Source organism: Shewanella inventionis, assembly GCF_019931735.1.
GTDB lineage: Bacteria > Pseudomonadota > Gammaproteobacteria > Enterobacterales > Shewanellaceae > Shewanella > Shewanella inventionis.
The window spans coordinates 257,309-283,927 of the sequence record NZ_CP082926.1 but is presented as its reverse complement, the minus strand read 5'-3'; the positions used below and the strand labels follow the sequence as shown (position 1 = coordinate 283,927).

The 26,619-nt window shown below is 42.4% G+C and carries 23 protein-coding genes; 8 read left to right on the top strand and 15 right to left on the bottom strand.

Annotation, left to right across the window (positions count from 1 at the left end):
• Positions 1-145: 145 nt before the first annotated feature.
• Positions 146-802: a TetR/AcrR family transcriptional regulator gene (locus K8B83_RS01350; protein WP_188739026.1), complete on the bottom strand. Its 657-nt coding sequence runs from the start codon at positions 800-802 to the stop codon at positions 146-148.
• 130 nt (positions 803-932) lie between these two features.
• Between K8B83_RS01350 and waaA the strand changes: the two genes are divergently transcribed.
• The gene (gene waaA / locus K8B83_RS01345) at positions 933-2,207 is read left to right on the top strand and encodes a lipid IV(A) 3-deoxy-D-manno-octulosonic acid transferase (protein ID WP_188739027.1); all 1,275 of its coding nucleotides are present in this window, start codon (positions 933-935) and stop codon (positions 2,205-2,207) included.
• Here the strand turns inward: waaA and K8B83_RS01340 are convergent.
• Entirely contained in the window at positions 2,202-2,921 is a 720-nt protein-coding gene (locus tag K8B83_RS01340) for a 3-deoxy-D-manno-octulosonic acid kinase (protein ID WP_188739028.1), read from the bottom strand. The genes waaA and K8B83_RS01340 overlap by 6 nt on opposite strands.
• A gap of 108 nt (positions 2,922-3,029) precedes the next feature.
• Between K8B83_RS01340 and K8B83_RS01335 the strand changes: the two genes are divergently transcribed.
• The 3 genes from K8B83_RS01335 (at position 3,030) to K8B83_RS01325 (ending at position 6,615) form a co-directional block, all read left to right on the top strand.
• Positions 3,030-4,073: a glycosyltransferase family 9 protein gene (locus K8B83_RS01335; RefSeq protein ID WP_188739029.1), complete on the top strand. Its 1,044-nt coding sequence runs from the start codon at positions 3,030-3,032 to the stop codon at positions 4,071-4,073.
• A 108-nt stretch (positions 4,074-4,181) separates the two neighbouring features.
• Positions 4,182-5,234, top strand: coding sequence for a CDP-glycerol glycerophosphotransferase family protein (locus K8B83_RS01330; RefSeq protein ID WP_188739030.1), 1,053 nt, complete (start codon positions 4,182-4,184; stop codon positions 5,232-5,234).
• A 220-nt stretch (positions 5,235-5,454) separates the two neighbouring features.
• Positions 5,455-6,615, top strand: a complete 1,161-nt coding sequence (locus K8B83_RS01325; protein WP_188739031.1) for a capsular polysaccharide export protein, LipB/KpsS family — start codon at positions 5,455-5,457, stop codon at positions 6,613-6,615.
• A 411-nt stretch (positions 6,616-7,026) separates the two neighbouring features.
• Here the strand turns inward: K8B83_RS01325 and K8B83_RS01320 are convergent, their stop codons facing one another.
• The 4 genes from K8B83_RS01320 to K8B83_RS01305 all read right to left on the bottom strand — a co-directional run bounded on the left by K8B83_RS01320 (position 7,027) and on the right by K8B83_RS01305 (position 11,142).
• Positions 7,027-9,216, bottom strand: coding sequence for a YjbH domain-containing protein (locus K8B83_RS01320; RefSeq protein WP_188739032.1), 2,190 nt, complete (start codon positions 9,214-9,216; stop codon positions 7,027-7,029).
• Between the two features lie 2 nt (positions 9,217-9,218).
• The gene (locus K8B83_RS01315; protein WP_188739033.1) at positions 9,219-10,001 is read right to left on the bottom strand and encodes a capsule biosynthesis GfcC family protein; all 783 of its coding nucleotides are present in this window, start codon (positions 9,999-10,001) and stop codon (positions 9,219-9,221) included.
• Complete coding sequence (locus K8B83_RS01310) at positions 9,998-10,717, bottom strand: YjbF family lipoprotein (RefSeq protein WP_188739034.1); 720 nt, start codon at positions 10,715-10,717, stop codon at positions 9,998-10,000. Before K8B83_RS01310 ends, K8B83_RS01315 begins: the two co-directional genes overlap by 4 nt.
• 92 nt (positions 10,718-10,809) lie before the next feature.
• Complete coding sequence (locus K8B83_RS01305; RefSeq protein ID WP_188739035.1) at positions 10,810-11,142, bottom strand: hypothetical protein; 333 nt, start codon at positions 11,140-11,142, stop codon at positions 10,810-10,812.
• Between the two features lie 244 nt (positions 11,143-11,386).
• On the opposite strand from K8B83_RS01305, the gene coaD reads away from it, so the two are divergent.
• Together coaD and K8B83_RS01295 are read left to right on the top strand one after the other, a co-directional pair.
• Positions 11,387-11,881 carry a pantetheine-phosphate adenylyltransferase gene (gene coaD, locus K8B83_RS01300; RefSeq protein WP_188739036.1) on the top strand — a complete coding sequence of 165 codons (495 nt, stop codon included), beginning with the start codon at positions 11,387-11,389 and terminating at the stop codon, positions 11,879-11,881.
• A gap of 8 nt (positions 11,882-11,889) precedes the next feature.
• Positions 11,890-13,368: a capsule assembly Wzi family protein gene (locus tag K8B83_RS01295; RefSeq protein WP_188739037.1), complete on the top strand. Its 1,479-nt coding sequence runs from the start codon at positions 11,890-11,892 to the stop codon at positions 13,366-13,368.
• 55 nt (positions 13,369-13,423) lie between these two features.
• Here K8B83_RS01295 and mutM read toward each other — a convergent pair whose 3' ends face one another.
• The 7 genes from mutM to K8B83_RS01260 form a co-directional block, all read right to left on the bottom strand.
• Positions 13,424-14,239 (bottom strand): bifunctional DNA-formamidopyrimidine glycosylase/DNA-(apurinic or apyrimidinic site) lyase, encoded by an 816-nt coding sequence (gene mutM, locus K8B83_RS01290; RefSeq protein ID WP_188739038.1) that lies wholly within the window; start codon positions 14,237-14,239, stop codon positions 13,424-13,426.
• A 9-nt stretch (positions 14,240-14,248) separates the two neighbouring features.
• The gene (locus K8B83_RS01285; RefSeq protein WP_188739039.1) at positions 14,249-14,707 is read right to left on the bottom strand and encodes a hypothetical protein; all 459 of its coding nucleotides are present in this window, start codon (positions 14,705-14,707) and stop codon (positions 14,249-14,251) included.
• A gap of 488 nt (positions 14,708-15,195) precedes the next feature.
• Positions 15,196-17,010, bottom strand: a complete 1,815-nt coding sequence (locus K8B83_RS01280) for a bifunctional molybdopterin-guanine dinucleotide biosynthesis adaptor protein MobB/molybdopterin molybdotransferase MoeA (protein ID WP_188739040.1) — start codon at positions 17,008-17,010, stop codon at positions 15,196-15,198.
• 17 nt (positions 17,011-17,027) lie between these two features.
• On the bottom strand, positions 17,028-17,618 hold the full coding sequence (gene mobA / locus K8B83_RS01275; protein WP_188739041.1) for a molybdenum cofactor guanylyltransferase MobA: 591 nt from the start codon (positions 17,616-17,618) through the stop codon (positions 17,028-17,030).
• On the bottom strand, positions 17,602-18,354 hold the full coding sequence (locus tag K8B83_RS01270) for an energy-coupling factor ABC transporter ATP-binding protein (protein ID WP_373284897.1): 753 nt from the start codon (positions 18,352-18,354) through the stop codon (positions 17,602-17,604). The genes mobA and K8B83_RS01270 overlap by 17 nt, the downstream gene beginning before the upstream one ends.
• Position 18,355: 1 nt before the next feature.
• Positions 18,356-19,063: an ABC transporter permease gene (locus K8B83_RS01265; protein ID WP_188739042.1), complete on the bottom strand. Its 708-nt coding sequence runs from the start codon at positions 19,061-19,063 to the stop codon at positions 18,356-18,358.
• Complete coding sequence (locus tag K8B83_RS01260) at positions 19,060-19,857, bottom strand: substrate-binding domain-containing protein (protein ID WP_373284898.1); 798 nt, start codon at positions 19,855-19,857, stop codon at positions 19,060-19,062. The genes K8B83_RS01265 and K8B83_RS01260 overlap by 4 nt, the downstream gene beginning before the upstream one ends.
• 286 nt (positions 19,858-20,143) lie before the next feature.
• Here K8B83_RS01260 and K8B83_RS01255 point away from each other — a divergent pair, with 286 nt between their 5' ends.
• Both K8B83_RS01255 and K8B83_RS01250 read left to right on the top strand, forming a co-directional pair.
• Entirely contained in the window at positions 20,144-21,532 is a 1,389-nt protein-coding gene (locus K8B83_RS01255; protein ID WP_188739044.1) for a sigma-54-dependent transcriptional regulator, read from the top strand.
• 5 nt (positions 21,533-21,537) lie between these two features.
• The gene (locus K8B83_RS01250) at positions 21,538-23,673 is read left to right on the top strand and encodes a sensor histidine kinase (protein ID WP_188739072.1); all 2,136 of its coding nucleotides are present in this window, start codon (positions 21,538-21,540) and stop codon (positions 23,671-23,673) included.
• 413 nt (positions 23,674-24,086) lie between these two features.
• Here the strand turns inward: K8B83_RS01250 and K8B83_RS01245 are convergent, their stop codons facing one another.
• The gene (locus tag K8B83_RS01245) at positions 24,087-24,767 is read right to left on the bottom strand and encodes a 7-cyano-7-deazaguanine/7-aminomethyl-7-deazaguanine transporter (RefSeq protein WP_188739045.1); all 681 of its coding nucleotides are present in this window, start codon (positions 24,765-24,767) and stop codon (positions 24,087-24,089) included.
• Between the two features lie 305 nt (positions 24,768-25,072).
• Positions 25,073-26,428 (bottom strand): isochorismate synthase, encoded by a 1,356-nt coding sequence (locus K8B83_RS01240; RefSeq protein ID WP_188739046.1) that lies wholly within the window; start codon positions 26,426-26,428, stop codon positions 25,073-25,075.
• Positions 26,429-26,619 lie beyond the last annotated feature (191 nt).

Here is a 26,619-nt window from a genome sequence, read left to right as displayed (position 1 = left end):
ATCATTAACAAGTGCGTTAGTTGGATTTTTTTGCGTATATAAAATGGAACAAACACTGCCAATATCTGAGCTAAATTGTAGTCAGATATTGGCGGATTGAAAGTCATTAAAAAGATAGGGTTTAGCAGGTGGCGTCAGTTTTTTATTACGCCGCTTGATGGCGTTCTTGGCTGGCAATGTCGAGGTAGTGTTGCTCTAAACGACTGAACGTTGCTGACGATGCAGGTGTCTCATACGCTTGAAAAATCATCAGTACACGTAATAGTCCATCATACAATGTGGCTTTAGTGATACTCGATGTACTCGACTGTGTAAGCTGATAGCTAATCCAAAAGCTGACCATCATTTTTATGGTGTCAGCAAGTGCGGTAACCTTGTTGTCGTCAACATCAAGAAAACCATCTTTTTTTAGTTTAAGCAAAATGTTACTTGAGCGGTTAAGGACTTGTTGTTGTGCATGTAAGTAACGCTTTTTAAGCGCGTCATCGCGACTGAGTATATCGGCTAAATTTGCATACATAAAACGGAACTGCCACAAGGTATAAAACATGGCATCGAAGTAACCCATTAATAATTCGATAGTAATGGGTACATCATCATAAGGTTTAAAGCCAGACTCAAGGTGGTTTTCATATAGAGCGAAAATAGAGTTGATGATGTCTTCTTTATTGCGAAAGTGATAATACAAGTTACCCGGACTAATGCCTAAATGAGCGGCAATATGGTTGGTGGTAATATTGCGCTCACCGTGTTCGTTAAACAGCTCTATACTGGCAAAAACGATTTTGTCGCGGGTTTTCATAAGATGTCCATATTCATTATTAGCTTAGGGTTTTGGCTTATTACAGCGATAACATTTCATTAAGCCGACTTAATATGATTATGTTAACATTGTGTTTATCTGACAAGCAAAAATCGATGACTCTTCATACATGAACCGTACCCTATATTCTTTATTTTTGTATCTTTTATTGCCTTTGGTTGTAATGTATTTGCTATTTAGAGCAATTAAAAGCGCTGATTATCGTCGTCGTTGGTCTGAACGTTTTGGTTTTGCAAAGTTACAGCCTACCGATGTAGTGATCCACAGTGTGTCAATGGGCGAAACCCTGGCGGCCCTGCCGCTGATAAAACAACTTATGGCGGAGCATCCGCAATATACATTTACCGTTACCACGACCAGCCCAACCGGCTCCGCTGAGGTCATAAAAGCATTGGGTGATAAGGTGCAGCATTGTTATCTGCCTTTTGACTTTGCCTATGCGGTTAAACGTTTTTTACGCCAAACACAGCCCAAATATCTGATTATTATGGAAACGGAGTTGTGGCCTAATTTAATCCATTTTGCAAAACAAAAAAATGTCACCTCGGTGTTGGCTAATGCGCGTTTGTCACAAAAATCAGCTGACAAGTATGCCAGCAAACCACGTTTGTCGACACCTATGTTGCAACAGCTAGATTCGATATTGGTGCAAACCCAAGCCGAGGCCGAACGCTTTACTGCCTTAGGGGTTGCCCCAAAAAAGCTTAATGTCTGTGGCAGCCTTAAATTCGACCTAACAATTGACTCAAGTAAGCGACAGCAGGCTTTGCAAACGCGAGAGCAATGGCAACGTAAAAATACACCTATTTGGGTTGCCGGCAGTGTGCATCCTGGTGAGTTTGATGCGATTTTGGCTGCACATAAATGCGTGCTAGTTAATTGTCCTGATGCATTATTGATTATGGCCCCAAGGCATCCAGAGCAGTTTAATTTAGCCGCAATTACCATTACTCAAGCTGGTTTTAAGCTGGCCCGTCGAAGCATGAATGATGCAGTAAGCCATGATGTTCAGGTGTTATTAGGTGACACTATGGGTGAGTTGTTGATGCTCTATGGCACAGCAGACCAAGCTTTTGTCGGCGGCACACTAATAGAAGGCGGCGGGCACAATCCGCTTGAGCCTGCAGCGATGGCACTCCCTGTGTATGTTGGCCCTAATCACTGGAATTTTGCAGAAATTACCGAACTACTTGCAAATGCTGGAGGGTTGCAGGTTGTTGCAGGAGCAAGCGATCTTGCCAAGATGTTAGTGGATAAATGGCAGGATGCGCATCAGTACCAACGCGCATCAGCAGCAGCATCAGCCGTAGTTACCCAAAACCGTGGCGCATTATCTAAACAGTTTTTATTAATTGACTCGTTGATGAAATCGTCTTCTTTATAGCGGATTGACGCTGCGGTATCCATCAAGGAGTTGTTGCCAGCATTGAGCCGAAAATGCAAGTTTAGGCTGCTTGCCGTGTTCTTTGTTAAACGAACGTAATAACCTGTTTAGATTAGCCTGTTGCCAACGTTTATCAGGTTGGCGTATTTCGCCTCGGTCAAAATCGATTAAATAAAACGTTTGTTGAGCCAATAGAATATTTTTGGCATTAAGATCGGCATGGTAGACACCGCCAAGATGAAATTTAGCAATGACTTGCCCTAGTTCATACCATTGTTGATCTGTTATGGGGTTCAAGCTTAATTGGGCAACTAAGTCTTTAGCGCCAGCTACATGTTCAATAATAATGTCTGCTCTGTACCATAAACCGCACCGTGTCACATTTGCCGCGATTGGCCTGGGTACGGCAAAACCTTGTTGATGGAGCGTTTCAAGTAAGGTCAACTCCGCTACAGCTCGAGTTTGTTTAATGCCTGTGTAAAAGTAGCTGTCTCGGTTAATTTTACCCACAAGGCCACCGCGCCAATAATGACGTAACACCCAGGTTTGTGACGTGTCTGTTTTGACAAACCAGGTGGTATATCGACCTGTTGATTGTCCTACAACGGCGTTTTGGCTTTGCCAAATGTCCACAGAGAATTCTTCTGGCGTTATGTTTGCGGCACTGGGTTCGCACCATGCAATGTGGCCTAGCGGGGTAGTTTTTATTTGCATTTAATTATCAAATAGCACGGGCTTGATTGTGGATCGAAATAACATTATACCTTAAGATCACTGTCTTGCATTCCTTCTATCTTTTCATTTAAGCATATTGGATATTCAATGAAAGCTGACTTTAGTGCGATACGTTCATTATGTTTACTGCGATTATCTGCCATAGGTGATGTGTGCCACGCTGTCGCCATGGTACAAGCTATTCAAAAGCACTATCCAGATTTAGCTATCACCTGGGTGATCGGTAAAGTTGAGTACCAATTACTTAAGCATTTGCCAGGGATTGAGTTTGTTATTTTTGATAAATCTAAAGGTTGGCGCAGTTATACTCAATTGCGTAGTGATTTAAAAAGCCAACGCTTTGATGTGTTATTGCATATGCAAGTGGCATTACGTGCAACGATGGCATCATTAATGATTAAGGCCGATGTTCGAGTTGGTTTTGATAAAGCTCGTGCTAAAGAAGGCCAGTGGCTGGTTACTAATCATGCTGTAGAACCGTTAGCAACGCCCCATGTTCTTGATGGTTTTATGGGTTTTGCAAAAGCCATTGGTGTGACCGATTTAACGCCTCGTTGGGATATTCCGGTACCGCAAAGTGACACCGACTTTGCCTCTCAACTTATTGGGGACGCTAAAGTGATGGTGATTTGTGCCGCAGCCAGTAAAGCTGAGCGTAACTGGTTGCCTGAGCGTTATGCGGCCGCAGCTGATTACGCGATATCGCAAGGTTATAAGGTGATGTTGTGTGGTGGTCCAACAGTGCTTGAAAAAAATTTAGCAGATGTGATTCAGTCTCACAGTCAGCACACGTTTGATAATCAAGTGGGCAAAACAAGCTTAACCCAATTATTAGCCTTGTTAAAACAAGCCTGTTTTGTGCTTGCCCCAGATACTGGGCCATTGCATATGGCTGTGACTCAAGGCACTCCCGTTATTGGCTTATATGCGCACTCAAACCCAGGGCGGACTGGACCCTATTGTTATCGTGACTACACAGTGAGTGTTTACCAGGAGGTAGTTGCTCAGCAGGTAGACGGAGACGTTAAATGGGGGAAGCGAGCAAAAGGCGAGCATTTAATGGCGATGATTGAAACTGATGACGTGATAAAAAGCATGAAAAAACTTATCGAAGATAACGAGCAAGACTAGACATTTACCATATTAACGAATTCACCTTTTCGTTGGTAGTGAACATAATTTAATACCTTAAATAGGTAATTTTCGCAATTTAGTCATTTCGCAGGAACAACAGTTAATATGAGTAAGAAACGTTATTTATTTTACATTTCACAAAATTATTCTTACGCCATTCTAAGGCCTTTACAAAAGACCATTTTAGCGCGTGGAGACGAGGTAAGATGGTTTCTTGCTGGTAATGAGGTTGACGACAAGTACCTTAAGCCATCTGAGGCTCGCTTGATGACAATTGAAGAAACTATTCAGTGGCAACCACAAGCAGTGTTTGTGCCAGGCAATATCGTACCGAGCTTTATTCCAGGCGTTAAGGTGAGTGTATTCCATGGTTTTGGTACGGTAAAAATTGATGGGTTAGGGCGTAATGGACATTTTACCATACGCCACTGCTTTGATTTATATTGTACTCAAGGCCCTGAGTCTACTGAGCCATTTCAGCGTTTGGCGGAAAAGCATGGTACCTTCAAGGTAGTTGAAACAGGCTGGCCAACATTGGACCCTTTGTTTAAGCCCGATGACTCGGTGATAACAAAGCGTGATGATAGGCCTGTTATTCTTTTCTGTTCTACTTTTTCGCCGCGTTTTTCATGTGCTGCAGCTGTTTATGATAAAGTGAAGCAGTTATCTCAGGATAATAAATGGCGATGGTTAGTGCAATTTCACCCTAAAATGAATCGTGATGTTGTTGAAAAATACAAGCAATTAGAAAATGACAACTTATCTTTTGTTGAAACCGATGATGTGCTGCCTTTGTTAAAAGAGGCTGATGTAATGCTTTGTGATACATCGTCTGTGCTTATTATGTTTCTTTTGCAGGGTAAGCCTGTAGTGACTTTTGATAATAAGATTGGTGGTTCGCACCTTATTAATATTAATAAGGTTGACGATATTGAATCCGCACTTGAGCGAGCATTGACTTATCCACCGACTCTGCTTAAAGAGATTGAACACTATTGTGAGAGTATGCATCCAAATCGTGATGGCTGCTCTAGTGAGCGAGTATTGGCTGAAACAGATAAGTTAATAGACAATGGCTTAGTAGGGCTAAAGCGTAAGCCTTTAAATATTATAAGAAATTATAAAATGAGGAAAATATTAGGTTATTGGAAGTTATGAGAAGTCGTTATTTTTCAGGCTTTTAAATGCTATAAATGATGTCATTCCATAATCTTAGTTTATTATTTATCACTTTAGGACAAGCGCTTCTATTTTTATCGATAGTGTGATGGAAAGTCTTATAGCGGCAAGGTTGTAAACGTTTTTGTGAACCTTGCTTTTAGAACATTGTCCACATAGTATTATGATATAAAAACAACAGTCGGCAAGCCCAATTTATATGACTTATTTATTTATCTCCCGTAAAAATGTTCATGCGAAATACTATAAAAAAATAATAAAAAAAGTGTCGATGGATTGTCAATTACACATTATGGGAATGCCTAAATTAACGGCAGTTAATTATTTGAAAAATGCCTTTAATGTGGATTTTAAAGATGTTGTAAAGTCGCAATTAATAAGAAAAAAAGCGCGCAGTCCTTTTTGGGCAAACCCTGTAGTGAGTGCTATGTACGGTTTTGTGCTGGTTTTGTTTGAACGCTTAAGATATGCCAAGTATTTAGCGCTTTTAAATGAAGTTAAACCAGAGTTCATAGTGATTTGGAATGGTAATAAACTACCTAATATCACCGTTGCAATGGCTGCTAAAGCATTATGTATAAAACAATTTTATTACGAGAATGGTTTGCTGCCAGGCACAAGTAGCTTAGATCCTCGAGGTATTAACTTTAATGCATCGTTGAGTCGCGATCCGTCTTTTTATCTTAATTTTGATCCGCAAAATGTGTTAGAGTTTTCAGAACCAAAAATAATTCCTAGGGAAGACCATAAAAAGCGCTGTGCGTTTGACTCAACAGAAATACCAGAACGTTATATTTTTGCCCCTTTTCAAGTCCCTCACGATACGCAAATAGCAAGTTTTTCTCCTTGGATAGACTCAATGGAAATGTTTTACGATGAGGTGCTTAAAGCCGTTAAAAGTTTGAATGACCCCTCGCTAAAAGTGGTGTTTAAAGAGCATCCGTCATGGCACAAACATTACTCCCATCTTTACAATAAAGATCCAATTGCGACATTTGCGAATGGCAATAAAACCGGTGATTTAATTCAATGCTCAGAGGCCGTGGTTACTATAAACTCAACAGTTGGGTTAGAGTCGCTTCTACTTAATAAGTGCGTTTTAACAGTAGGTCAAGCCTGTTACAACATAGAAGGTTTAGTTAAACATGCGGATAATGCTGAGCGGTTAAGTGAAAATCTTAAGGCTGTAATGCAAGGCTGGGAACCAAATCTACAATTGCGAAATAAGTTTTTTAAGTTTCTTGAGCACGTATATTCTATCCCCGGTGTTTGGAAGCATACAGAAGACAAACATATCAAAGCAATCGAAGCACGTTTTACTGGCAGAGATGAGTTTTTTAAATATTTGGATGCAAAATAAAATGTACACAGGCCGACGACTAAAGCTGTGAGATTATTTTGCTATCAGAGGCTTCATCGATTCCCTTTATTGGTAAAACATAAATGAATTTAGGTGCTTTGTTTTTTAGCTCTACGTAGCGCATATTCCATCATGTATACGAAATGGTTGTTATTGCTAGATTGTTCTAGATTTAATTCATGATGCTTCGATCATTTCGTTCATTTTTATAATCATATTCTGCTCAAAATTTTATCTAAATAACTTATTTTTGGTGTTTTATTATCTCAATCAACGGATGGTATGGCGTCGGTAAGAATCGTTGATTATCTTGAGGCGTACGATAAAACTTAGGTATTGCTGAAAACGTTTGTTTCACCGTCAATAAAAAGGCAGAACCACTAGGTTCTGCCTTTTACTGTATAAACGGATTTACTTCACGCTATTGGACTTGTTCAGCCATGGCGCTCTGGCATCTGTTCCGCCATAAAGCTCAAATTTACGGCCCAGTTTTTGGCCGCCATCTCGTGTTAAAGGTTGCCAAGCTAGGCTACCGCGATTTGATACCGGCGTCGGTAAAATTGCGTCGAATGGAACTGAAATATAGAAGCCTTTAGTGAAGCTACCTTCGCCAAATTCATCCGCAGACAGGTTGGTTTTAGAGGCAAATGCACCTACGATAACACCACTATCAAATTGTTTAGAGAAATCGACTGTTACTCCGCGATCTTCTGCTAAATACTGGCCATAGCTCACTTTAAGCAGCACATCATCAAACCATTTTGGCTGGTAATACACACTGGCGTGACCTGTAAAGGTACCCGTTTGTGCTCTGAAGTAACGGTTTGAAAAAGGATCGTAGTTGATTTCATTTTCGAAGAAACCGAATATGTTGTCAGGATCGCGTTGTTTGACGTAGTTAGCGTCAATACCAAATGCCCACTCGCTATTCATTGGGCGATAAAGTACTTCTGTTCCAACACCACCAAACATCATTTCCAGGTAACCAACGTATGCCTGGGCATAGATGTTTTCGCTAAGCTTATCGAGCCAGGTTAACTGCAAATTATCGACACGAACGGTGGTGTCAGAAACATATTGTCTCACTAAGGTTCTGACGCGTTTAAGATCGGTGCCATCTGGTGGTGTTTGGTATTTAAACTGGTCATAGTTATCAAACAGGTTGATATACATCGAACTGCTGATCTCAATATTCTCAGTCAGCCAACGACTCGCGCCACCATTGATGCCGACATTAAATAAGTAAAAGTTTTCTGAACCACCAAACGATTGGTTTAGTTTTGGCGCAAAACCATAATTCCATTGATTAGGCGTGTCCCAATCAGGTGTTTCAGTTGGTAATGTCGGTTCTATAACTGTTGTACTATCTGTTACTTTTGCATGGATGTAGTTATGTTGTACCGCATTGGTAAACCTTTTTGCATCAATGTGGGTTTCAGTCGTCGGTAAATGGCCCGCCACTTCAATAATTTTAAAGGTTTTTGCTTGTGGGAAATGATTAACTAAAATTCGCCCAGCATGATCGTGAGCATATTTTCTATCACGGTATTTCGTTTGCGTCGCAACTACTGTGACTTCATCATTTTTGATGTAGATTTTGGCGCCTCTATAGCCAGCATCAAAAGCCAATTGCTTGTTAAGTTCCGGTAAGTCGACTTTGCGGTCGGCTAAATCCGGCTTATCTTCAATCGGTTGCTTTGGTGTGTCGCGCCAGTTTGATTTTAAGGTATTAAAGTTAGTCGCCATGCTAAAACCCAGCGTCCAGGTATTACCGCGCTCATAACTGAGTTTAAAGTCGCCCCAATTACTGACACGGTATAGCATCCCATAGTTGATAGGACTGTCTTGTGTTAGTTCATTACCGGTCTGTAAGGCTGCAAAGTCTGATTTATAATCATTACCATCATATTCCACTTTTATACGTAATGGGTCCCAGGGTGTTTGGTACTCAATACCTGCAAAAATGGCACTGCAACCCTTAAACCAACGTTCAAAGTCAACATCACCACCAGTGCCTTTGTAACCAGTGTTTCGATTACAATCTACGGAAGATGCTTTGCCCGAATCAATGAAGTTGCCACGGTTGCCGATATAACCCCAACCAAATCCAACGGTGGCATCAAAAGGGCCAAAGCCTTTGGTCATGGCAATATATTCGCTGTCAAATAAGCCAGTGCCACCGATATCTCTAACGCCGATAGAGGTTTCTGGTAGCCAGTAGCTTTCTTCTAATAAGCGTAATTTTATGTCGATGCCTTTGTCGGTGTAGTAAGTGTCACCACTGAAGCTTGGATCGTTACTGTAGAGTACGTCTGGTACTTGGGTATAGCGAATCGTGGTTTCTAACCAGGGAAATAACTGCAGTGATAATGCGCCATGATAATAATCTTCGTTAAAAGTCCCGCTTACACTAAACTCACCTTCAGCTGCCATTCTACCTGTAGGCATTTGAATCAGGCCTACACCACCAAAATCATACTGTGAAGGCGTGAGCTTAGGTGTGGATAATTCATCACTGTGGGCACTAGTGCTTATAACAATACTGCTTACCATGATAGGAATGGCAAAAAGAGAAAAGGCTGTCTGCTTTGCATGGTTCATGGTTAACGTACCCAATGTTTTAGTAGTTCTAGGATGTGTTGGTTCAATGCTGGCTCGTTATCTCTTACACCGTCAAAATCAAGGTAGATAATCGCCCCTGGTGCGATATCGATATGTTGTTGATTCCAATAAGCAATAGGGTATTTTTCTATTTTTCCATCAGGTTGAATTAGCCAAGCGAAGCTATTTTCTGATGCTTTTAATGGTATCGCATTTTCAATATATTGCGACGCATTTTGCCTCACAACGAATGGCTGAGGACCATTTTGAGTCACTGCTCCTAATACCAATACATCTTGTGGCTTGCTAGGGAGAGTGAGCAAGTATTTCCCCTGTAATAGTGGGTTTAGCTCTTCTTTTAATCGAATCACATCATAATCAAGTGGAATAAACTGACGTTGAAGAAATTGGTTATTTGCAATCCATGTCGCTAGTGTTTTTAACGCCTGAATATGATCTGGCTTACCCATATCACTATATTGTGTTTTAAGGGTATTAAGAATCTGTTGTCGCTGTGTGAGTAATGCCGCTTCTGTACTGGCATCATACAAACCCGCACCTAACCAATAAATGGGTAAAGGGTTCGATTGTTCAGAAGAAAGCTGTGCATTTGATAAACTATCTTTGATGACTTGTACTAAGCGAGGTGGACTCACATATGTTAATGATACCGTCGAGTTACTGTATACCGATTGAGCTACAGTCACTTCAGTTTCGGCATAACTAAGTTGTTGATTAAATGTCAATAGTATTAAAGCTGAACAGAGTTGAATTAGCGGCTTCATTTCACGTCCTCAAATCCATAAGGCTTAAGAAGGGTCATTTCGATATAAGGTAAGTTCGGGGCAATTTTTTGATAACTTTTGATCACGTTACCCGTCGATTCATCAACCCAAAATTGGTTGTCATATTCGATATCGAGATTAGCCACGACAACATGCTCATTGAATTTTTTAAGTGTTACGGTTTTATCATTGATAGTGAGCGTTTCATCACTAACAAAACTAAAGGTGGAGTGTTGTTGATAACTGACATGATAACCTGGCTGCCAATCTACCGTATTTTCCCATTGCATTGGCGTACTACTTAGATGCAAGCCTAAAGCGACGGGATCAGTTTGTTCGCTGTTAATGTTAAGGCGATTACCTACAAATAAATTTACCGATTTCAATAAACGGCCATTACGCGTTACTAGCATACCATTGTCAGCCGAGAGCCATTTAAGCTCAATGTTTTTAGAATCAATGCGGGTTATTGGTAGCGTTTGTGGGGCTTCTGCATATGCAAGTACGATATATGATCTGTGTGTATTATTGATTCTAACGTGGATGCTGGCATAAGGGCTTTTCTCAATCTCTGCGGCAGTAACATTATCATCAGGAAAGCCTACGATGCTTTCTTTAAGCATGCCACCAATTTGTACGAATGTGTTGCTACAGCCTGTTAAGATAAAGAAGAAAAGCAAAGGGAGTAGGCTTTTATTTTGAAAAATTGAAGGCATATGAGCTCAGTTCCTTAAGCTTTGGCTTAATGACAAAAAAAAGAAAATAAAAAAGCACATTAAAAAATGTGCTTTTTTTAAAAGGTACGAATTTAGTTTGTCACTGAAGTCGTAGTAGTACCAGTACCTGTGCCAGTACTTGTAGTCGTCGTGCCAGTGCCAGTACCAGTACCAGTACCAGTACCAGAACCGTCTTCAGTGCTACTATCATTAGCAGCAGTTGCAGCAGCAGCAACAATAACAGATCCAGCTACAACAGCAGCACCAACAGCAACACCACCAACTCCTGCACCAGCAGCAGCGCCGCCAGCAGCACCGCCAGTACCACTAGTTGTAGTGGTTGTAGTGGTTTCAGCAGGGTCAGCAGCATAAGCTGAACCGATCATTAATAAAGCAGTAGTTAACGCGATAGCTGATTTTTTCATATTCAAAGTCTTCCCGTAAATTATTCAAACACACCTAAATGGAAGATTAGCATATAATCGACTCACTTCCATATATAATTCGACACAAATGCTTAAAAAATATTCAGCATGCTCGAGTCGCTAATTTACACGATTTTTGGTTTTTTTACAAAAACAGTTTAATTAATTATCAATTACAGGTGTGTTGAGTCAGTCTGAACTGTTAAAATATCAGTTCTCAAACACCATAATGATGGCTTTAATAATGCATAGAAGAGCAATTTACCCAGGCACGTTTGATCCTGTGACGAATGGTCACGCTGATCTTATTGAACGAGCTGCACGTTTATTTAAGCATGTAATTATAGGCATTGCCTCCAACCCTTCAAAGCAACCCAGGTTTACCCTTGAGGAGCGTGTGGCTCAGGTTAATTTAGTCACGGCCCATTTAGACAATGTTGAGGTGGTGGGATTTACGGGGCTGCTGGTCGATTTTGCAAAAGAGCAGCACGCCAGTGTGTTAGTGCGTGGATTACGTGCAGTGTCAGATTTTGAATACGAATTTCAACTTGCCAATATGAATCGCCGCTTAAGCCCAGATCTCGAAAGTGTTTTTTTAACACCATCAGAAGAAAACTCATTTATATCGTCAACTTTAGTTAAAGAAGTGGCACTTCATGGGGGCGATGTGAGCCAATTTGTGCATCCACAAGTTGCCGCAGCATTGAAACAAAAAATCAATGCAGTAAATAAAGGATAATGTTATCTATGTTAAAGGGATTTTGCTTAAGCAAGTTGGTGCTCTCATTCGGAGTTGGCTCGGCATTATTATGCTCAGCAACTCAAGCCGCGCCTTGGGTTGATACCAGTGATATTTACTTGCGTGCAGATATACAGGCGCTTGCTGATGCTGGGGTGATCACCTCACCTATTAATACCTATCCATTAATGTGGTCAGGTATTGGAGTCGATTTAGCACGAGCTGAACCATCGCTAATGAGTAAAGACTTAGTTGAAGCTTACGCTCGAGTCAATTTTTACTATCAAGGCGCAGTGAATAATCGAGGCAATACGCGCGTTAAAGTTGCAGCGGCTACTGATGCCGCGCGTTTTCAGCACTTTGGTTCTGATTATCGAGAGAAAGGCCAAATACAAGGCTCACATGAGTATTTGGGGCAGCATCTTGCTTATAAACTTTCGGCGTCAGCCAATTACCACCCGAATGACGATAAAGACTTTCGTTTTGACGATAACTATATTGCGGTAATTTTAGGGAATTGGGTGACCACATTTGGAACGGTTGCGCAGTGGTGGGGCCCAGGGTTTGACTCTTCTTTGCACATGTCGACAAATGCAAGACCTATGTCCTCGTTAATGATAAGTCGAAATAACTCTCAGGCATTTGAAACGCCTCTGCTTTCTTGGTTAGGTGCCTGGACATTGACTGCGGGCGTCAGTCTCACTGAACAAGAACGTTATGCCTCCAATGCGTTGTTGTGGTCATTTCGCAGTGCGATAAAGCCCTTAAAACAGCTTGAGGTCGGCGTGTCGTGGACTGCGATGTTTTGCGGCGAAGAGCAAGAGTGCAGTGTCGATAGTGCCTTTGAGGCCATTACTGACCCGCAAGAATGCAATTCCACTGATTGCAGCAGTAATACCAATCAGATGACTGGCTTTGATGTACGTTATAGCGATGACTGGTTTGGTGTTCCTGTCGGTTTATATGTAGAGCAAACCTGCGAAAATGCTTCAAATGCATCGAGTATGTCCGATTGTGGACAGATGTTTGGTGTAGACTCACGATTTAACTTTTCAAAACAGCAGTATAAAGTCTTTTTTGAATATTCAGACACTATGGTCAATTGTGATGTGGGATCTGAATATAACTGTTTTTATGAGCACTCAACATACCAAAGTGGTTCACGTTATTATGGCCGGACTTACGGAAGTACTTATGAGAGTGATGCTCAAACCTATGTTTTAGGGCTTGTAGGTCAATTTGAAAATAGCCATGGTTTTACTTCTATCCTGCGTTATGCTCAGCTTAATAAAGATGGGGGCAATACTGCAACTGTATGGGCACCGCAAACGTTGAAAGAAGATTTATTGATGCTAGAGTTATCGTACCGTATGCCTGTGTTTAATGGCATGTTGACCTTAGGCGGCAGTGTGGCTAACTCTGAGTTTGAAGTACAAGATGATGATACGCAGGCGACGGTGTTTTCTACTTTTGAGTACCGATTTTAATATTATCGCAGATCTATGAAGGAGCCTATAACGGCTCCTTTTTATTCAATTACTTTTACCTCTGCTGGCACATGCTGCAAAATACCGTTGTGCGTTGCCCTAACTTTATTTCGCTGAGTAAATGCCCACAGGCGGTACAGGTTTCATGGCCTCGGCCATATACATGGAGTTTTTGGGCGAAATAGCCTGGCTTTCCATCGGCATTGGTAAAGTCTTTGAGGGTGGTGCCGCCTTGTTTTATGGCGTGAGCCAAAATCTGTTTCACTTCATTGACTAATACGGTTAATCGTTCAATATCAATGCTGCCGGCTTCAGCTTGTGGATGAATTCCTGCGGCAAATAAAGCCTCGTTAGCGTAGATGTTGCCTACTCCAACCACGATATGATTGTCCATTAAGCACAGTTTGATGGCCTTTTTCTTCCCCGCGAGAGCGGCCTGTAGCTGTTGCGGGGTAAACGCTGGGCTTAATGGTTCAGGCCCTAATTTTGACAGCAATGGATGAGCCTGCTCGGGTAATTCATACCACAACCAGGCGCCAAATCGTCTGGGGTCATTAAAGCGCAGCATGCGACCATTTTCTAAAACTAGATCAATATGATCGTGTTTTTCAGCAGGGGTGTTACGCGGTAAAATACGTAAACTGCCAGACATTCCCAGGTGTACAATCGTCATGCCGGCATCAGTGTCGATTAATAAATATTTGGCCCGACGGCGCACATTGTTTATGCGTTGGCCAACAATATTTTGCGCCACATCTGGTACAGGCCAGCGCAATGAACTGTTTCGGACAATGAGGCCACTCACTGTTTGTTCTATAAGGTAGGGGCTGATCCCCTGGCGGGTCACTTCAACTTCTGGTAGTTCTGGCATAAAAATCCATTATTTTGATTGTGATACTTCAGCAAGAATTGGCTGCAAGCCTGCGCGCAAACTTGGTGGTATTTGGTACCAATTGAGATTCGATGATTGTAATAAGCCATCCTCGGGGAAATACCGCCATTGCTGGGCTGTGTGAATGTTGTTGATGGCGATGGTCAGCGTTTGTTCGCGAGAGCTATGTTCTGGTTGGGTTGCTAAAGGCGATACGCTGATATTTTGCCACGCCTGTGCCCATTGTTGGCAATTGATAACGCGATCATGACACCACCAGTCATCGCCTTGTTTACTCAACCACATATTATCGAGATTCAGTTGCACCAAAGGTAGTTGGGGGTCAAACAGGGCTACTGCATCATCGGGGATGTTGGCGGTTTTATCATTAATAAACGATAACACAGAAATCATAAAGACACTGGCACCGATAATAATGTAGTTCCAGTTCTTTCGAGAAAGTGCCATATAAAATTCCTCTTTATTTGATGCAGCTGTATGCTTTTAGTGTACCACCCACATGATAAAAAACGAATCTAGCACAGCAATGCTAAAGGGAGTTAATCAAGTGATTGGTATCGGTATTTGCAAGGGAATAACCATTAACGCCATAGCGATGCCTAAATCAACCTCAGCTCTGGATAACAAACGCCTTTCAAGCAGTCCTTTGCCTTCCTCACTGCGTTGAATTAACTTGCAATAGGCTAGCTATTGACGCGTTAATTCGCCTTGTTGGCAAAACCAATCACAAGCTTGACAGTGGATTTTAGCCAATCTATTGATTTATATCGTTATCAATACATCTCTTATCCAGAGTTGAGGTTAAATCAACAAACACTTGACGCATTCTGAGTGATTTATACGGATTGATATAATAAAGAGGGTCGTTGAATGCGGTAAAATAAAGTGTCACTCGACAACCATTGCGTGTTGCAATGATTGTCGAGGTTGAGGGCTTAAAGCAAATCGGCAAACGGTTGAATAAACACACGATCGCCTTTAGGGATTGTGGCAGTTTCTTCTCCAATGACAATAAGGCAATTGGCATTGACCATAGAGCTAAGCATTCCTGAGCCTTGTGCACCAGTAGTGCTGACATGGATCTGGCCATCATTGGCTATGTGATAAATACCTCGCAAAAACTCTGTTCTCCCTGTTTTGCTTCGTAGCGGTTGAGCTGCAATTGCCGGTATAAATTGGGGTTGCCAGTGTGTTTCACCAGCCAGTTTTCGAATGGCGGGTTGAACAAATTGCATAAATGACACCATCACAGCAACAGGGTTGCCAGGTAAGCCAAAAAACAGGCTTTGATTAATGTTACCTACCGCTAATGGGCGGCCTGGGCGCATGTTAATTCGCCAAAAGTGAGTACTGCCTACGTTGGCCAGTGCCATTTTGATGTAATCGGCATTGCCAACTGACACACCGCCAGAGCTAATGACAACATCTGCTCTGCTCGCCGCATCGCGTAATGTGCTGGTCAGGGTTTGTTCATTGTCGTCGATAATCCCGAGGTCAATCACCTGACAGCCGAGTTTCTTCGCCATCGATAAAATGGTGTAACGGTTAGCATCAAAGATACAGTTAGGTTTTAACTCTTCTCCAGGTTGACTCACTTCATCACCGGTTGAGAACACCGCAACCACTGGACGCTTAAAGATTGGCAAGCGATTAAAACCAAGTGAGGCCATTAATCCTAATTCTGCAGAGCCTAATCGTGTACCGGCAGATAAAGCCACTTCACCCTGAGCAATGTCTTCACCAGCAAGCCGTACATGTTGGCCTTTAATGATGTAATTTGGTTCAAGTAGACTCACCGTTTGATTGCTTTCTTCGGCTAACTCACGCGCTTGGATGGTGTCGGCACCTTGAGGCAGTGTTGCGCCAGTCATAATGCGTACGGCTTCACCTTGTTGCAGGATATTTGGATAATGATGCCCTGCAAGTACTTCGCCTACTATTTTAAGAGGTGAGTTATTAACGCTATCAAAGGCGAAAGCGTAACCGTCCATTGCAGAGTTTGTTTGCTGTGGTACGTTGATTTCTGAAATGATATCGTGGGCTAACACTCGGTTTTCTATATCAATAAGATCAACTAACTCAGTTTGATTAATAGGTTTAACCTGATTTAGCACCTTGCTAATGCCTTGCGAGACGCTAATGCCATACTCAGATTCTGGCTGCTCACTTAGTGCTTGGTTGTCAAAATTAATAGGTAAACTTACTTGAGGCGCTTGCCAGTTTTGCTGGTAGTGCTGAACAAAATCAGCAATTTGGTTGATATTGTTTAAGTCTAAGCGGGTTAAGGTGTCAGGCACTTGGGTTTCGTCGCAGCAAGCAATCGCGACAATGTTGTCATCGTGCACATGAATAAGCGGTTTGTTATGGGCCGCGCGGTGCAATTCAATTTTAGGCAGAGCCAGCTTTTTAAAACCTTCAACTAGGACGATATCGACTTTATCGGCTTCAATTTGGCTAAGTAAGTGTTGTAGCTGAGGGTCATTTTCAACGGGATCTTCAGTCATTAGTGCCCAGCGTACATGAGAGGCAACCAGTACTTGTCTGGCGCCCGCTTTACGCATTTCATAACTGTCTTTACCAGGAATATCGACATCAAAATTATGATGTGCATGTTTGATAACCGCTAACCGAATACCGCGCTGATTAAGCTCAGGGATAAGTTGTTTCAATAAGGTTGTTTTACCCGTGCCGCTGTATGCACAAAACCCTAAAACGGGAATAGGTAGTGGATTACTAAATACTACAGTCATCGTGAACCTCTTAATTATTACTTGGCAATGTGCTGGGCAAGTTGTTGTTTTTGTTCTGGCGTATTGACGTTAACAAAGGCATTGGGCTGATCAGCAAAACTGGCTACCGCCACTGTATGCTGACGATACCAAAAATCGATTTTACGCTCACCCGCATCTAAAAATGCTTGCATGGATGTTACAAGATATGGTTTTAGTAGCAGTACCACGGGTTGCTCACGCTCGCCATCACTGGCAACTGCAATATCGGCATTTTGAGCAATAAGTGCGGTTAAGAGTCTTTGCACCAAATCCTCTGGTAGCATAGGGCAGTCGCAAGGAACCACTAATAAATATTCTGCTTGAGTTTGCTTTAATGCTGTAACCATACCGGCAAGTGGGCCAAGGTAACCACTTTGCTGATCGCTAAATACGCTATAACCCCATTGTTCATATTCTGCTTGGTTACGGTTGGCGTTAATCATAATGCGATCGACTTGCTTGCTGAGTTTGTCGATGGTGTGACAGATCATGGCTTGTCCGTTAAGGTCGACCAATCCTTTATCGTTACCGCCCATTCGTCTTGCCATGCCGCCCGCTAAAATTACAGCGTCAATTTGTGGTGCCATAGTGTAATTCCGTTGTATTAGATTGATGCACAGTTTCTGTTGTAGGCACATGCATACTCGTATGAACTGTACCTTGCTTAATATGCCAATGCTGTTTGCATAACGCTGTGAGTCCGCAAGTTTGGTGGCTGCTGATTAATAAGCCTGTTCCGTCTTGTTTTAACTGGTTGATCATCGCTAACACTAAACGTTGTGAGTGTTTGTCCATGTTCGAAATCGGCTCGTCGAGCATAAGTAATTTGGGCTGGGCGATCCATGCTCTAGCAATCGCAAGTCGTTGGCGCTCACCACCCGATAAATCACTGGCATGGTGATCTAATAAGTCATTAAGTTGCGCCATATTAATTGCTTGTTCGATCCTATGATGCCGCTCTTTTGCAGTAAGCGTGAGTTGTTTCAAGGCATAGGTTAAGTTGTACTTTACCGAGCCTTCAAATAAATAAGGATGTTGATGCAAATAAACCGCTTTACCTAGCAAGCTGTCAATCTGCCACCAGGGGTTACGCGCAAACCCATGGCTAGCAACTCGACCTTGAGTGGGGGTAATCAAGCCTGCAAGGATTTTCATTAATGTTGATTTTCCAGAGCCGTTATCGCCTTGAAGATAGATAACATCACCCTGCTTAAACGTCAGGTCCGCAACGCTAAATAAAGTATGTTGTTGATACTTCATGAGTACATTTTGTGCATGAACCTGTATAGCGTCATTGCTGACAGAAGGATGCGATAAGGCCATCTTAATGACTCCTCGGGAGGGCTTTGCCTCGCAATGAACCTAAGATGAAGTTTAGCACTAGGGCTAAAATTAGTAGTACCAATCCTAATGCAATGGCCTGTGCGAAATCCCCTTTGCTGGTTTCCAGCGCGATGGCGGTTGGAATATTGCGTGTTACATTCATAATATTGCCCCCCACCATCATAGAGCAGCCAACCTCGGTTAAAATACGACTAAAGGCGGCGATAATGGCCAACAATAGTGGGACGCGTAGCTCTCGGCAGAGTGTCCATACTGCACGTAACCAAGATGCGCCTAATGTGCGCGAGGTTTCCCACGCACGGCGATCGACACTTGAAAATGCAGCCTGAGAAAGAGCAACCATAACCGGCGCACAAATAAGCATTTGGCCTAAAATCATACCTTGCTGAGTAAATAACCACTTCAAATCGCCAAGCACTCCCTGGCGGGTCAGTAATAAATACACCAACAAACCAATCACAACAGTTGGAATGGATTGCAGTGTCTGGATGAGATTGGTCACCACCCAGCGGCCACGAAAATGACTAAATGCCAGTATAAAACCTAAAATAATGGATGGAACAACAGTGATCAGCAGCGCCGCAAACGACACCGAAAAAGAAATGTTAATAATTGCCCAAACATCAGGGTTTAAAGAGAGCAGCAAGCTAAATGCTTGCTGCAATAGGGCTAACCAGCCGTCATTCATTTTTTATATGTGGCCTTAAACAATTGCTCTCCTTGCACGGTAAATTGATTGATCATCGTTTGTGTTGCAGGGCTGATAAACCAGTCACTTAATGCTTTTGCGCCTTTATGGTTTAAATCTGGGTATTTTTCTGAGTTAATTAAAATAATTTGGTAAGGGTTTGCTAATGCCGCGCCGCCTTCATAACTAATGGTTAAATCAAGCTTGGCTTTATAGGCAATAAACGTCCCGCGGTCTGCTAGAGTATAAGCTTGTAATTCGTTCGCCATTAATAACGTTTTGCCCATACCTTGGCCAACCGATGTGTAACCAGCAAAGTCTGGTGTTACTGCAGCTGCTTGCCAAATCTCAAGCTCTTTCATGTGGGTGCCTGAATTATCTCCACGTGAAATAAATTGGCTTGGTTTAGTGGCTATTTTGTTAAATGCATCAACGGCATCTTTGCTTGCTTTAACTGCAGCTGGGTCATTTTTAGGCCCAAGAACAATAAAATCGTTTTCCATAATTCCGCGAGGTTCAACGCCATAACCATCTGCAACAAATTTGGCTTCTGCCTCTGGAGCATGGGTCATCACTACGTCAACATCACCCTGACTTCCCAGTTTTAATGCCTGACCAGTGCCCGTTGCAATAACTTGTACTGTGTAACCTGATTCAGCCTCAAATTTAGGCAAAATTGCACCCAATAAACCAGAGTTTTCTGTACTCGTTGTTGTAGCAAGTTTAATGACTTCACCCGCTAAAGCGGCCGGGCTTAGCATTGCACCACTAAACACGGTTGCGGCTAATAACATGCTAACACTTGCTTTGAGTTTTAACATTTTCATTCCTTGTTGTATTAATAACTGAATTTTTGCTTAATTACCAAAGCCATAAGCAAGTTAGATGCCAAACGATTTTAATGCAAATACAGTTCACGCCTAAAATCGAAATTGTGAACTGGATCCCAAGCTTGAGCTAAATGTGTAAGACAATTTGTCCCACGATCACTATTCTGTGGTTCAGAGTGACCCTGTTGCTCAGATTCAATGCTAGAGTATTTGCAAATCGTGTCAAAATGTCCCAAGTAAGAGTCAATTTATGAGTTCTGAAGAACGAATTTCCTCAATACCTCGAACCACAATGTCAGTGTTAATCGTTGACGATGAGCCTGGTATGCGCAGTTTTTTAATGAAGGCGCTCTCCAAAAAGTTTTCATTAGTTGAAACCGCATCGACTATTGCTCAGGCAGAATCTATCCGTAGCCAAGGCCATTTTGACTTGCTCATTGTTGATATTCGTTTGCCTGATCGTTCAGGTATTGAGTGGCATGAAGCGCTAAATGATTTAGATAGACAATCCGATATTATTTTTATGACGGGTTATGCCGATATGGACGTGGCGATAAAAGCGCTTCGTGCAGGTGCTTGTGACTTTATCATGAAGCCATTTCACCTTGAACAAATGATGACCGCAGTTGACCGCTGTATAGAGAAACGCTTGCTAAGACGTGAAAACTTTATGCTAAGGCGTGAATTAGAACATGGTCACTCATCAACCATTATTGGAAATAGCGAAGCCATTAGAGATGTTAAACAAGTTATTGAGCGTATTGCACCGACCAATGCTGTGGTATTAATCGAAGGCGAGTCGGGGACAGGTAAAGAACTGGTTGCAAGGCAATTACACCAACTCAGTGGCCGCAGTGGGCCTTTTGTTCCTGTAAATTGTGGCGCGATTGCACCAGAGTTATTAGCCAGCGAGTTATTTGGCCATACCGCAGGGGCGTTTACGGGTGCTAAAGGGAGCCGCGAAGGGTTATTTAATTATGCATCTGGTGGGACGATATTTTTAGATGAAATTGGCGAAATGCCAATGAACATGCAAACCGCACTATTACGAGTGCTTGAAGAGCGTGCAATTCGTCCTGTTGGTAGCGAAAAAGAAATTGATATTGATGTGCGTGTGGTTGCCGCCACCAACCGTTTATTAATTGATGAGGTTGAGGCGGGACGTTTTCGTCGAGACTTATTTTATCGCCTTAATGTGCTCAATATTGTTATCCCTTCGTTGCGATCTCGACCTGAAGATGTGGTTGAACTGACTCATTATTTTACATTGCAGTTGTCACAAGAGCTGGGGATCAAGGACATTATTTGGAGTCATGAAGACTTACAAGTGCTTCAGCAATATGACTGGCCGGGCAATATTCGTGAACTACGTAATATGATTGAACGCTGTATCTTACTTGGTAAACCTCCTGCAGAATATTGGAAAAAGCCTGTCGTTACCGTCATCCCTGAAGCATTAGGGTATCCTTTAAGTTGGCCGTTAAAAGAAGTTGAAAAACAGCATGTTACACAGGTTGTTGATGCCCATGATGGCAATAAGTCTGCCGCCGCCCGTGACTTGGGTGTATCGCGCAAAACGTTAGACCGAAAATATAAAGAGTGGGCCAATCAAGATGACAACGGCGGAGATACGCCATAGTGGCTATGTTTTCGGGGGTGTTTACTCGAGTCTTTGGGATCAGTTGGCAGCAAATGCAGTCAAAGGTTCGTTATCGTATTTTGTTTTTAACCTTACTGCCGATCGTATTAACGTTAATTAGCCTGGTTTTTATCACCATTTATTGGAATGTGATATACACAGGCAAGCAATTGTTTATGAAGGTCAACGCTGATCTCGTTGTTGCTCAAAGTTCCTTATCTCAAGTGCAAAAGCGGCAGCAGCATCAGTTAAGTACCATAAGCGGATCGTGGGACTTTCAACATGCTTTTCAATTGCTCAATCATAACGACCCACAGCCAAATGAAGCAGCAATTAACGCACTCAATATTTTACTGATCCAAAAACAACAAAGCCTAGGATTAGATTTTTTGCGGCTTATCAGTGTGGCCGATGCTGCGGCAGATCCTGATTTACGTTTAATGTTATACCAGACCCAACAACAAGCTATATCAGGCTTAATGGTGCTGCCTAATGCGCGGCTCGCTCACATTAATGTAGGCCTAGCTGAACAGGCTAAAATTGACATCGTAGCCACAAAGTATGCATCCGAACCAGTGCAAAGCATTGAAACCCGAGGTTTAATCAGCCGTACATTAATGCCAATAGCCGACCTGTCTGGTAATGTATTTTGGTATTTAGACGGCGGAATGTTGTTTAATCGAAATACAGTCATAGTCGACCATATTCGCGATCTAGTGTATGCCCCTGGCACGCTGCCAGAGCGCTCTATTGGTACTGTGACATTATTTTTAGACAACATTCGAGTTAGTACAAATGTGCCTCTGGAGCAATTTCCAAGTCACCCCAATCAACAAAACCGAGCCATTGGCACATTAGTGTCAGATGAGGTTTATCAGCAGGTGTTAGTTGAAGGACAAAACTGGATAAACCGTGCTTTTGTGTTTAACGATTGGTATATATCGGCATATGCGCCTTTGTATGATATTCGTGGAAAGCGAGTCGGGATGGTATACGCTGGGTTTTCTGAAGCGCCATTTTTGCACAACTATTTGTTGAACATAATCGAACTAGGAACCATTTTAGTCATAGTGCTTTTTCTATCGGGCTTTTTGGTTTATCGCGGCGCCAATAGCCTGTTACAACCTATAGAGTATATTCATCAGGTGGTAACCGCTGTGCAATCGGGGCGCAATATTCGCATTGGTAAGCTGGAATTAACCAAGGAAAACGAGCTTGCACAATTAGCACAGCAGTTTGATAGCATGCTTGACCAGTTACAGCGACGAAATGCACAAATTCAGGCGGCAGCTGAGCAACTTGAAGTTAAAGTTGAGCAACGCACCCGTAGCTTACAAGATAAAACTGAAGAACTTGAGCGAAACGTCGCGCTACTTCATGCCACTAGGCAGCAACTGGTCACCAATGAAAAACTTACTGCACTTGGTGAGTTAATTGCGGGTATTGCCCATGAAATCAATAACCCCACCGCGGTGATCTTGGGCAACATGGAATTGCTAAAATACGAGCTTGGCGATGGTGCAAAAGCCGTCGAAGAAGAAATTGAGCTGGTGATCCAACAAGTAGGCCGCATCACCACAATTATCCGCAGTTTATTGCAATACAGCCGCCCGGGAGAGTTTAACGCACCTATTGAATCCCAAGCCATTACGCCGATTGTCGAAGAAGTACTGCTATTGGCTCGACATTCCATTGAACAGCAGCAAGTGACCTTGGTGAAGGAATTAACTGCAACCGCAATGGTTGAGGTGAATCGTCCACAACTATTACAGGTGCTCATTAATCTTATGGTTAATGCGGCTCACGCGGTTAACAATGATGGCCGAATTTGGGTTCGTGCCTACGATTGGATTGAAAATGAACAATCTCTAGGGGTTAAAATTGAGGTTGAAGACGAAGGCATTGGGATTTCAAAAGAAGATTTAAGCAGGATTTTTGATCCATTTTACACTACCCGCAAAGACGGAACAGGTTTAGGTTTGTCGCTAAGCTACGGCATTATTAAGCGCCTAGGTGGCACAATTGAAGTGAAATCTACACTCAATGTCGGTACCGTGTTTACTATTGGTCTTTATCATAAAGCAAAAGATGATCAACAACTTGGGCCGTATGACGGCCTACATTTTGGCGATAAAACCTAGGTAAAAAACAGGTAAAAAAAAGCCGGGAAAAAATCCCGGCCACAAAGAGTGTGTGAGCAATGTCGTGCTTGCGAACTCTGCAAACTCATAAAGGTGATGAAGTCTCTATTGAGTAAACTGAGTTTTGGAACGCAAGTTAATAGTAATCATTCTCATTTGTGTTTGCAAGTAATTATCCAAAATAAGTTTAGATCTTTACAATGTAATGGTTTCACTCAAATATTCTTTCAGGGCTTAGGTGGCGATAGTCCACCGTGTTGAGAGGGAAGTGTTTGATTGGCATAACACCACAAAGTTAAACAATGGTATTACACTATGAGCAAGCTGAGCTAAATGGTCTGGGCTTTAATATCAAGCTTAGTGTTATTGAGCCACTAAGCTTGATGAGTTGAGGTTACTTAACCTAATTCAGGTTACTTAGTTGCCTCTATAATGATTTGTTCTTCGGCTTTAGGACTATCGAACAAAATTTTGTCTTGTAGTACTTTTAATAGCACGCCATAAGCAGGTAAAAATAATCCTAAACTCACGATCAACTTAAAGCCGTAGTCGACAGTGGCGATTTCAGGCCAGTGGCTTGCCATAAAAGCATCGCTTGAGGCGTAAAAAGCCACACTGAAAAACACCAAGGTATCGACCAAGTTACCAATTAACGTTGAGGCCGCTGGTGCCACCCACCATGCTTTAGCACGGCGCAGCTTAGCAAACACAGTAATGTCCATTAGCTGACCAATCAAATAGGCCACAAAGCTGGCAAAGGCAATGCGAAATACAAAGCTATTCCATTGTGCTAAAGCTGCAAAATCTTGTAATTGGCCCTGATGGAATAATACTCCCACTAAATATGACACTAATAACGCAGGGATCATTGCTTTGAGAATAATGCCTCTAGCCGCTTGTTGGCCAAAAATCCTTACGGTTAAATCGGTGGCTAAATACACAAACGGGAAGCTAAATGCACCCCAAGTGGTGTGGTAGCTAAACAACTGGAAAGGTAATTGAACAAGGTAGTTACTTGCACAAATAATTAAGATATGAAAACTGACTAATAGCATCAGTGCTCGGCGATACTTCGCCTGGGATAATTGCAACATCTTGTGGCCTTTTTAATGGGGTTAGCGCGGGGTGAGGGAACCCGCTAATTATGTGTTTAGCAGTATTGATATGTGTGAGTTGCGCAGCGTTATTGCCACCACACTCGCTAATCAATCATTGCGACAGAGAATATTATCATTATGAGTGCATTTACTTTATTTTACCGCTTTGCAACCCAAATTTAGGCGATATTCAAAGCAGGGGTAAACGCGGGGGCAGGATAATAGCATGGGTATTGAGCAAGCGAAAGAGATTGCCAGGGCTATTTGTTACAAATGGCGCTGTAGTAGCGGCGAATACTGGGTTAAAAGTCGATTAAAATAGACAGCACCGTGGCGAGTTTATTTTCGAGTTCTTGCCATTCGGCTATTGGATCTGATCCTGCCACAATACCTGCGCCGGCAAATAAATTGATTCGTCTCGGTTCGATTAATGCACTGCGGATTGCCACCGAAAACTCAGATTCGTTGCGATTAAAATAGCCACAAGCTCCGGCATACCAGCCTCTGGTGTAACCTTCGCGCTGGCGGATAAAGTTGAGTGCGGCTTCTCGTGGTAATCCTCCAACAGCGGGGGTAGGGTGCAATGCTCGCAGCAATTCAAAGTCGCTAACACCTGGTTTAATTTGAGCCCTAATTGAACGGTGTAAATGTTGAATATGGTTGAGTTTAAAAATTTTGGGGTGTTCGTCTGCCCCGACATATTGGCTTAACGGTGTTAGCACATTAACAATGTGTTGCCTAACAAGCTGATTTTCATTGCTATTTTTTATATCGTCTAGTAATGCTTGTGCGAGTAAATTGTCTTCATCAGGATTTAGCCCACGCACTGTGGTACCCGCCAAAGCCTCGGTAAATAATTCCTGTTGGCGACGTAAATATAAGCGTTCTGGAGAGCAAGAAATAAAAGCGCGCTGTTGACTAAATTGAAAACCAAATTGAAAGCTGTTGGGGTTTCGGCCCTGCCAGCACGCTAATACAGTCCATGGATCAATGTCATCGTTAACATCAATTTGAGTATGGCGAGATAGCACCACTTTAGGCGTAGTTTGATTAAATTTATCTTGAGTGACTTGCTCTACTAATTCTTTCCAGCGTTCATAGCGTGGCAAATCACTACGCCCCATTAATGACATTTTATGAGGCGGTGATAACGGCCTTGGTTTTTGCACCTGCTTTATCGTTGTCAATGCGGCTTGAATTTCTTGCTGAGGATCTGTGCCATCAAAATTAAGGTTAAGCAGTATCCTGATTTTATTGCCATTTCGGCGTAATTCAATACGCGGTAATATAAAGTGCGCTCGGCCAAATTCTGGCCAGCTTTCAACTGTGCGGTCGAAGGCAAGGCCCCCGTAATAACGAATGTCTTGTTGGTTGGTTTTATTGCGTTGTTGTTGATAAATTTGTGCTAAAACATTGTCATCGGCATGCTCTTCAACAAAGAAGCTTTTACAGGCACCAATAGCTGCAACATCTTCGTCTCTGTCTCTGCCGTGCCAATACAATTTTGGGAATTGATTTTGTGCGGCTAACCAAGAAAGTAAAGGCAATGCCGGTGCGTCTACCGATAATTGAATAATCGATTCGCGTACAGGTACCTTACTGAGCTGGTTAAGCTTAGTAATCAGTTCATTCAGATGTGATGAAAAGATGTGATCCAATAAGAAATGCCCCACGTAAATCTGCAACTTCGTTACGGTAATAAAGCTGTTAAATAGTGTCAATTAGCAAGGTTAAATCGTGTGATCTGAATTACTAATATAATCGTTAAAGCGATAAGAGGATGATTTTTGATGCATTGCACTGGGCATTATTTTGTAAGCGCTTACTTAACGCGTGTCATTGGGGGGGG

Excerpts from the sequence above, each read along its gene's own strand:
- K8B83_RS01350 (WP_188739026.1), bottom strand. The coding sequence starts at position 802 with ATGAAAACCCGCGACAAAATCGTTTTTGCCAGTATAGAGCTGTTTAAC.
- waaA (WP_188739027.1), top strand. The coding sequence starts at position 933 with ATGAACCGTACCCTATATTCTTTATTTTTGTATCTTTTATTGCCTTTG.
- K8B83_RS01340 (WP_188739028.1), bottom strand. The coding sequence starts at position 2,921 with ATGCAAATAAAAACTACCCCGCTAGGCCACATTGCATGGTGCGAACCC.
- K8B83_RS01335 (WP_188739029.1), top strand. The coding sequence starts at position 3,030 with ATGAAAGCTGACTTTAGTGCGATACGTTCATTATGTTTACTGCGATTA.
- K8B83_RS01330 (WP_188739030.1), top strand. The coding sequence starts at position 4,182 with ATGAGTAAGAAACGTTATTTATTTTACATTTCACAAAATTATTCTTAC.
- K8B83_RS01325 (WP_188739031.1), top strand. The coding sequence starts at position 5,455 with ATGACTTATTTATTTATCTCCCGTAAAAATGTTCATGCGAAATACTAT.
- K8B83_RS01320 (WP_188739032.1), bottom strand. The coding sequence starts at position 9,216 with ATGAACCATGCAAAGCAGACAGCCTTTTCTCTTTTTGCCATTCCTATC.
- K8B83_RS01315 (WP_188739033.1), bottom strand. The coding sequence starts at position 10,001 with ATGAAGCCGCTAATTCAACTCTGTTCAGCTTTAATACTATTGACATTT.
- K8B83_RS01310 (WP_188739034.1), bottom strand. The coding sequence starts at position 10,717 with ATGCCTTCAATTTTTCAAAATAAAAGCCTACTCCCTTTGCTTTTCTTC.
- K8B83_RS01305 (WP_188739035.1), bottom strand. The coding sequence starts at position 11,142 with ATGAAAAAATCAGCTATCGCGTTAACTACTGCTTTATTAATGATCGGT.
- coaD (WP_188739036.1), top strand. The coding sequence starts at position 11,387 with ATGCATAGAAGAGCAATTTACCCAGGCACGTTTGATCCTGTGACGAAT.
- K8B83_RS01295 (WP_188739037.1), top strand. The coding sequence starts at position 11,890 with ATGTTAAAGGGATTTTGCTTAAGCAAGTTGGTGCTCTCATTCGGAGTT.
- mutM (WP_188739038.1), bottom strand. The coding sequence starts at position 14,239 with ATGCCAGAACTACCAGAAGTTGAAGTGACCCGCCAGGGGATCAGCCCC.
- K8B83_RS01285 (WP_188739039.1), bottom strand. The coding sequence starts at position 14,707 with ATGGCACTTTCTCGAAAGAACTGGAACTACATTATTATCGGTGCCAGT.
- K8B83_RS01280 (WP_188739040.1), bottom strand. The coding sequence starts at position 17,010 with ATGACTGTAGTATTTAGTAATCCACTACCTATTCCCGTTTTAGGGTTT.
- mobA (WP_188739041.1), bottom strand. The coding sequence starts at position 17,618 with ATGGCACCACAAATTGACGCTGTAATTTTAGCGGGCGGCATGGCAAGA.
- K8B83_RS01270 (WP_373284897.1), bottom strand. The coding sequence starts at position 18,354 with ATGGCCTTATCGCATCCTTCTGTCAGCAATGACGCTATACAGGTTCAT.
- K8B83_RS01265 (WP_188739042.1), bottom strand. The coding sequence starts at position 19,063 with ATGAATGACGGCTGGTTAGCCCTATTGCAGCAAGCATTTAGCTTGCTG.
- K8B83_RS01260 (WP_373284898.1), bottom strand. The coding sequence starts at position 19,857 with ATGTTATTAGCCGCAACCGTGTTTAGTGGTGCAATGCTAAGCCCGGCC.
- K8B83_RS01255 (WP_188739044.1), top strand. The coding sequence starts at position 20,144 with ATGAGTTCTGAAGAACGAATTTCCTCAATACCTCGAACCACAATGTCA.
- K8B83_RS01250 (WP_188739072.1), top strand. The coding sequence starts at position 21,538 with ATGTTTTCGGGGGTGTTTACTCGAGTCTTTGGGATCAGTTGGCAGCAA.
- K8B83_RS01245 (WP_188739045.1), bottom strand. The coding sequence starts at position 24,767 with ATGTTGCAATTATCCCAGGCGAAGTATCGCCGAGCACTGATGCTATTA.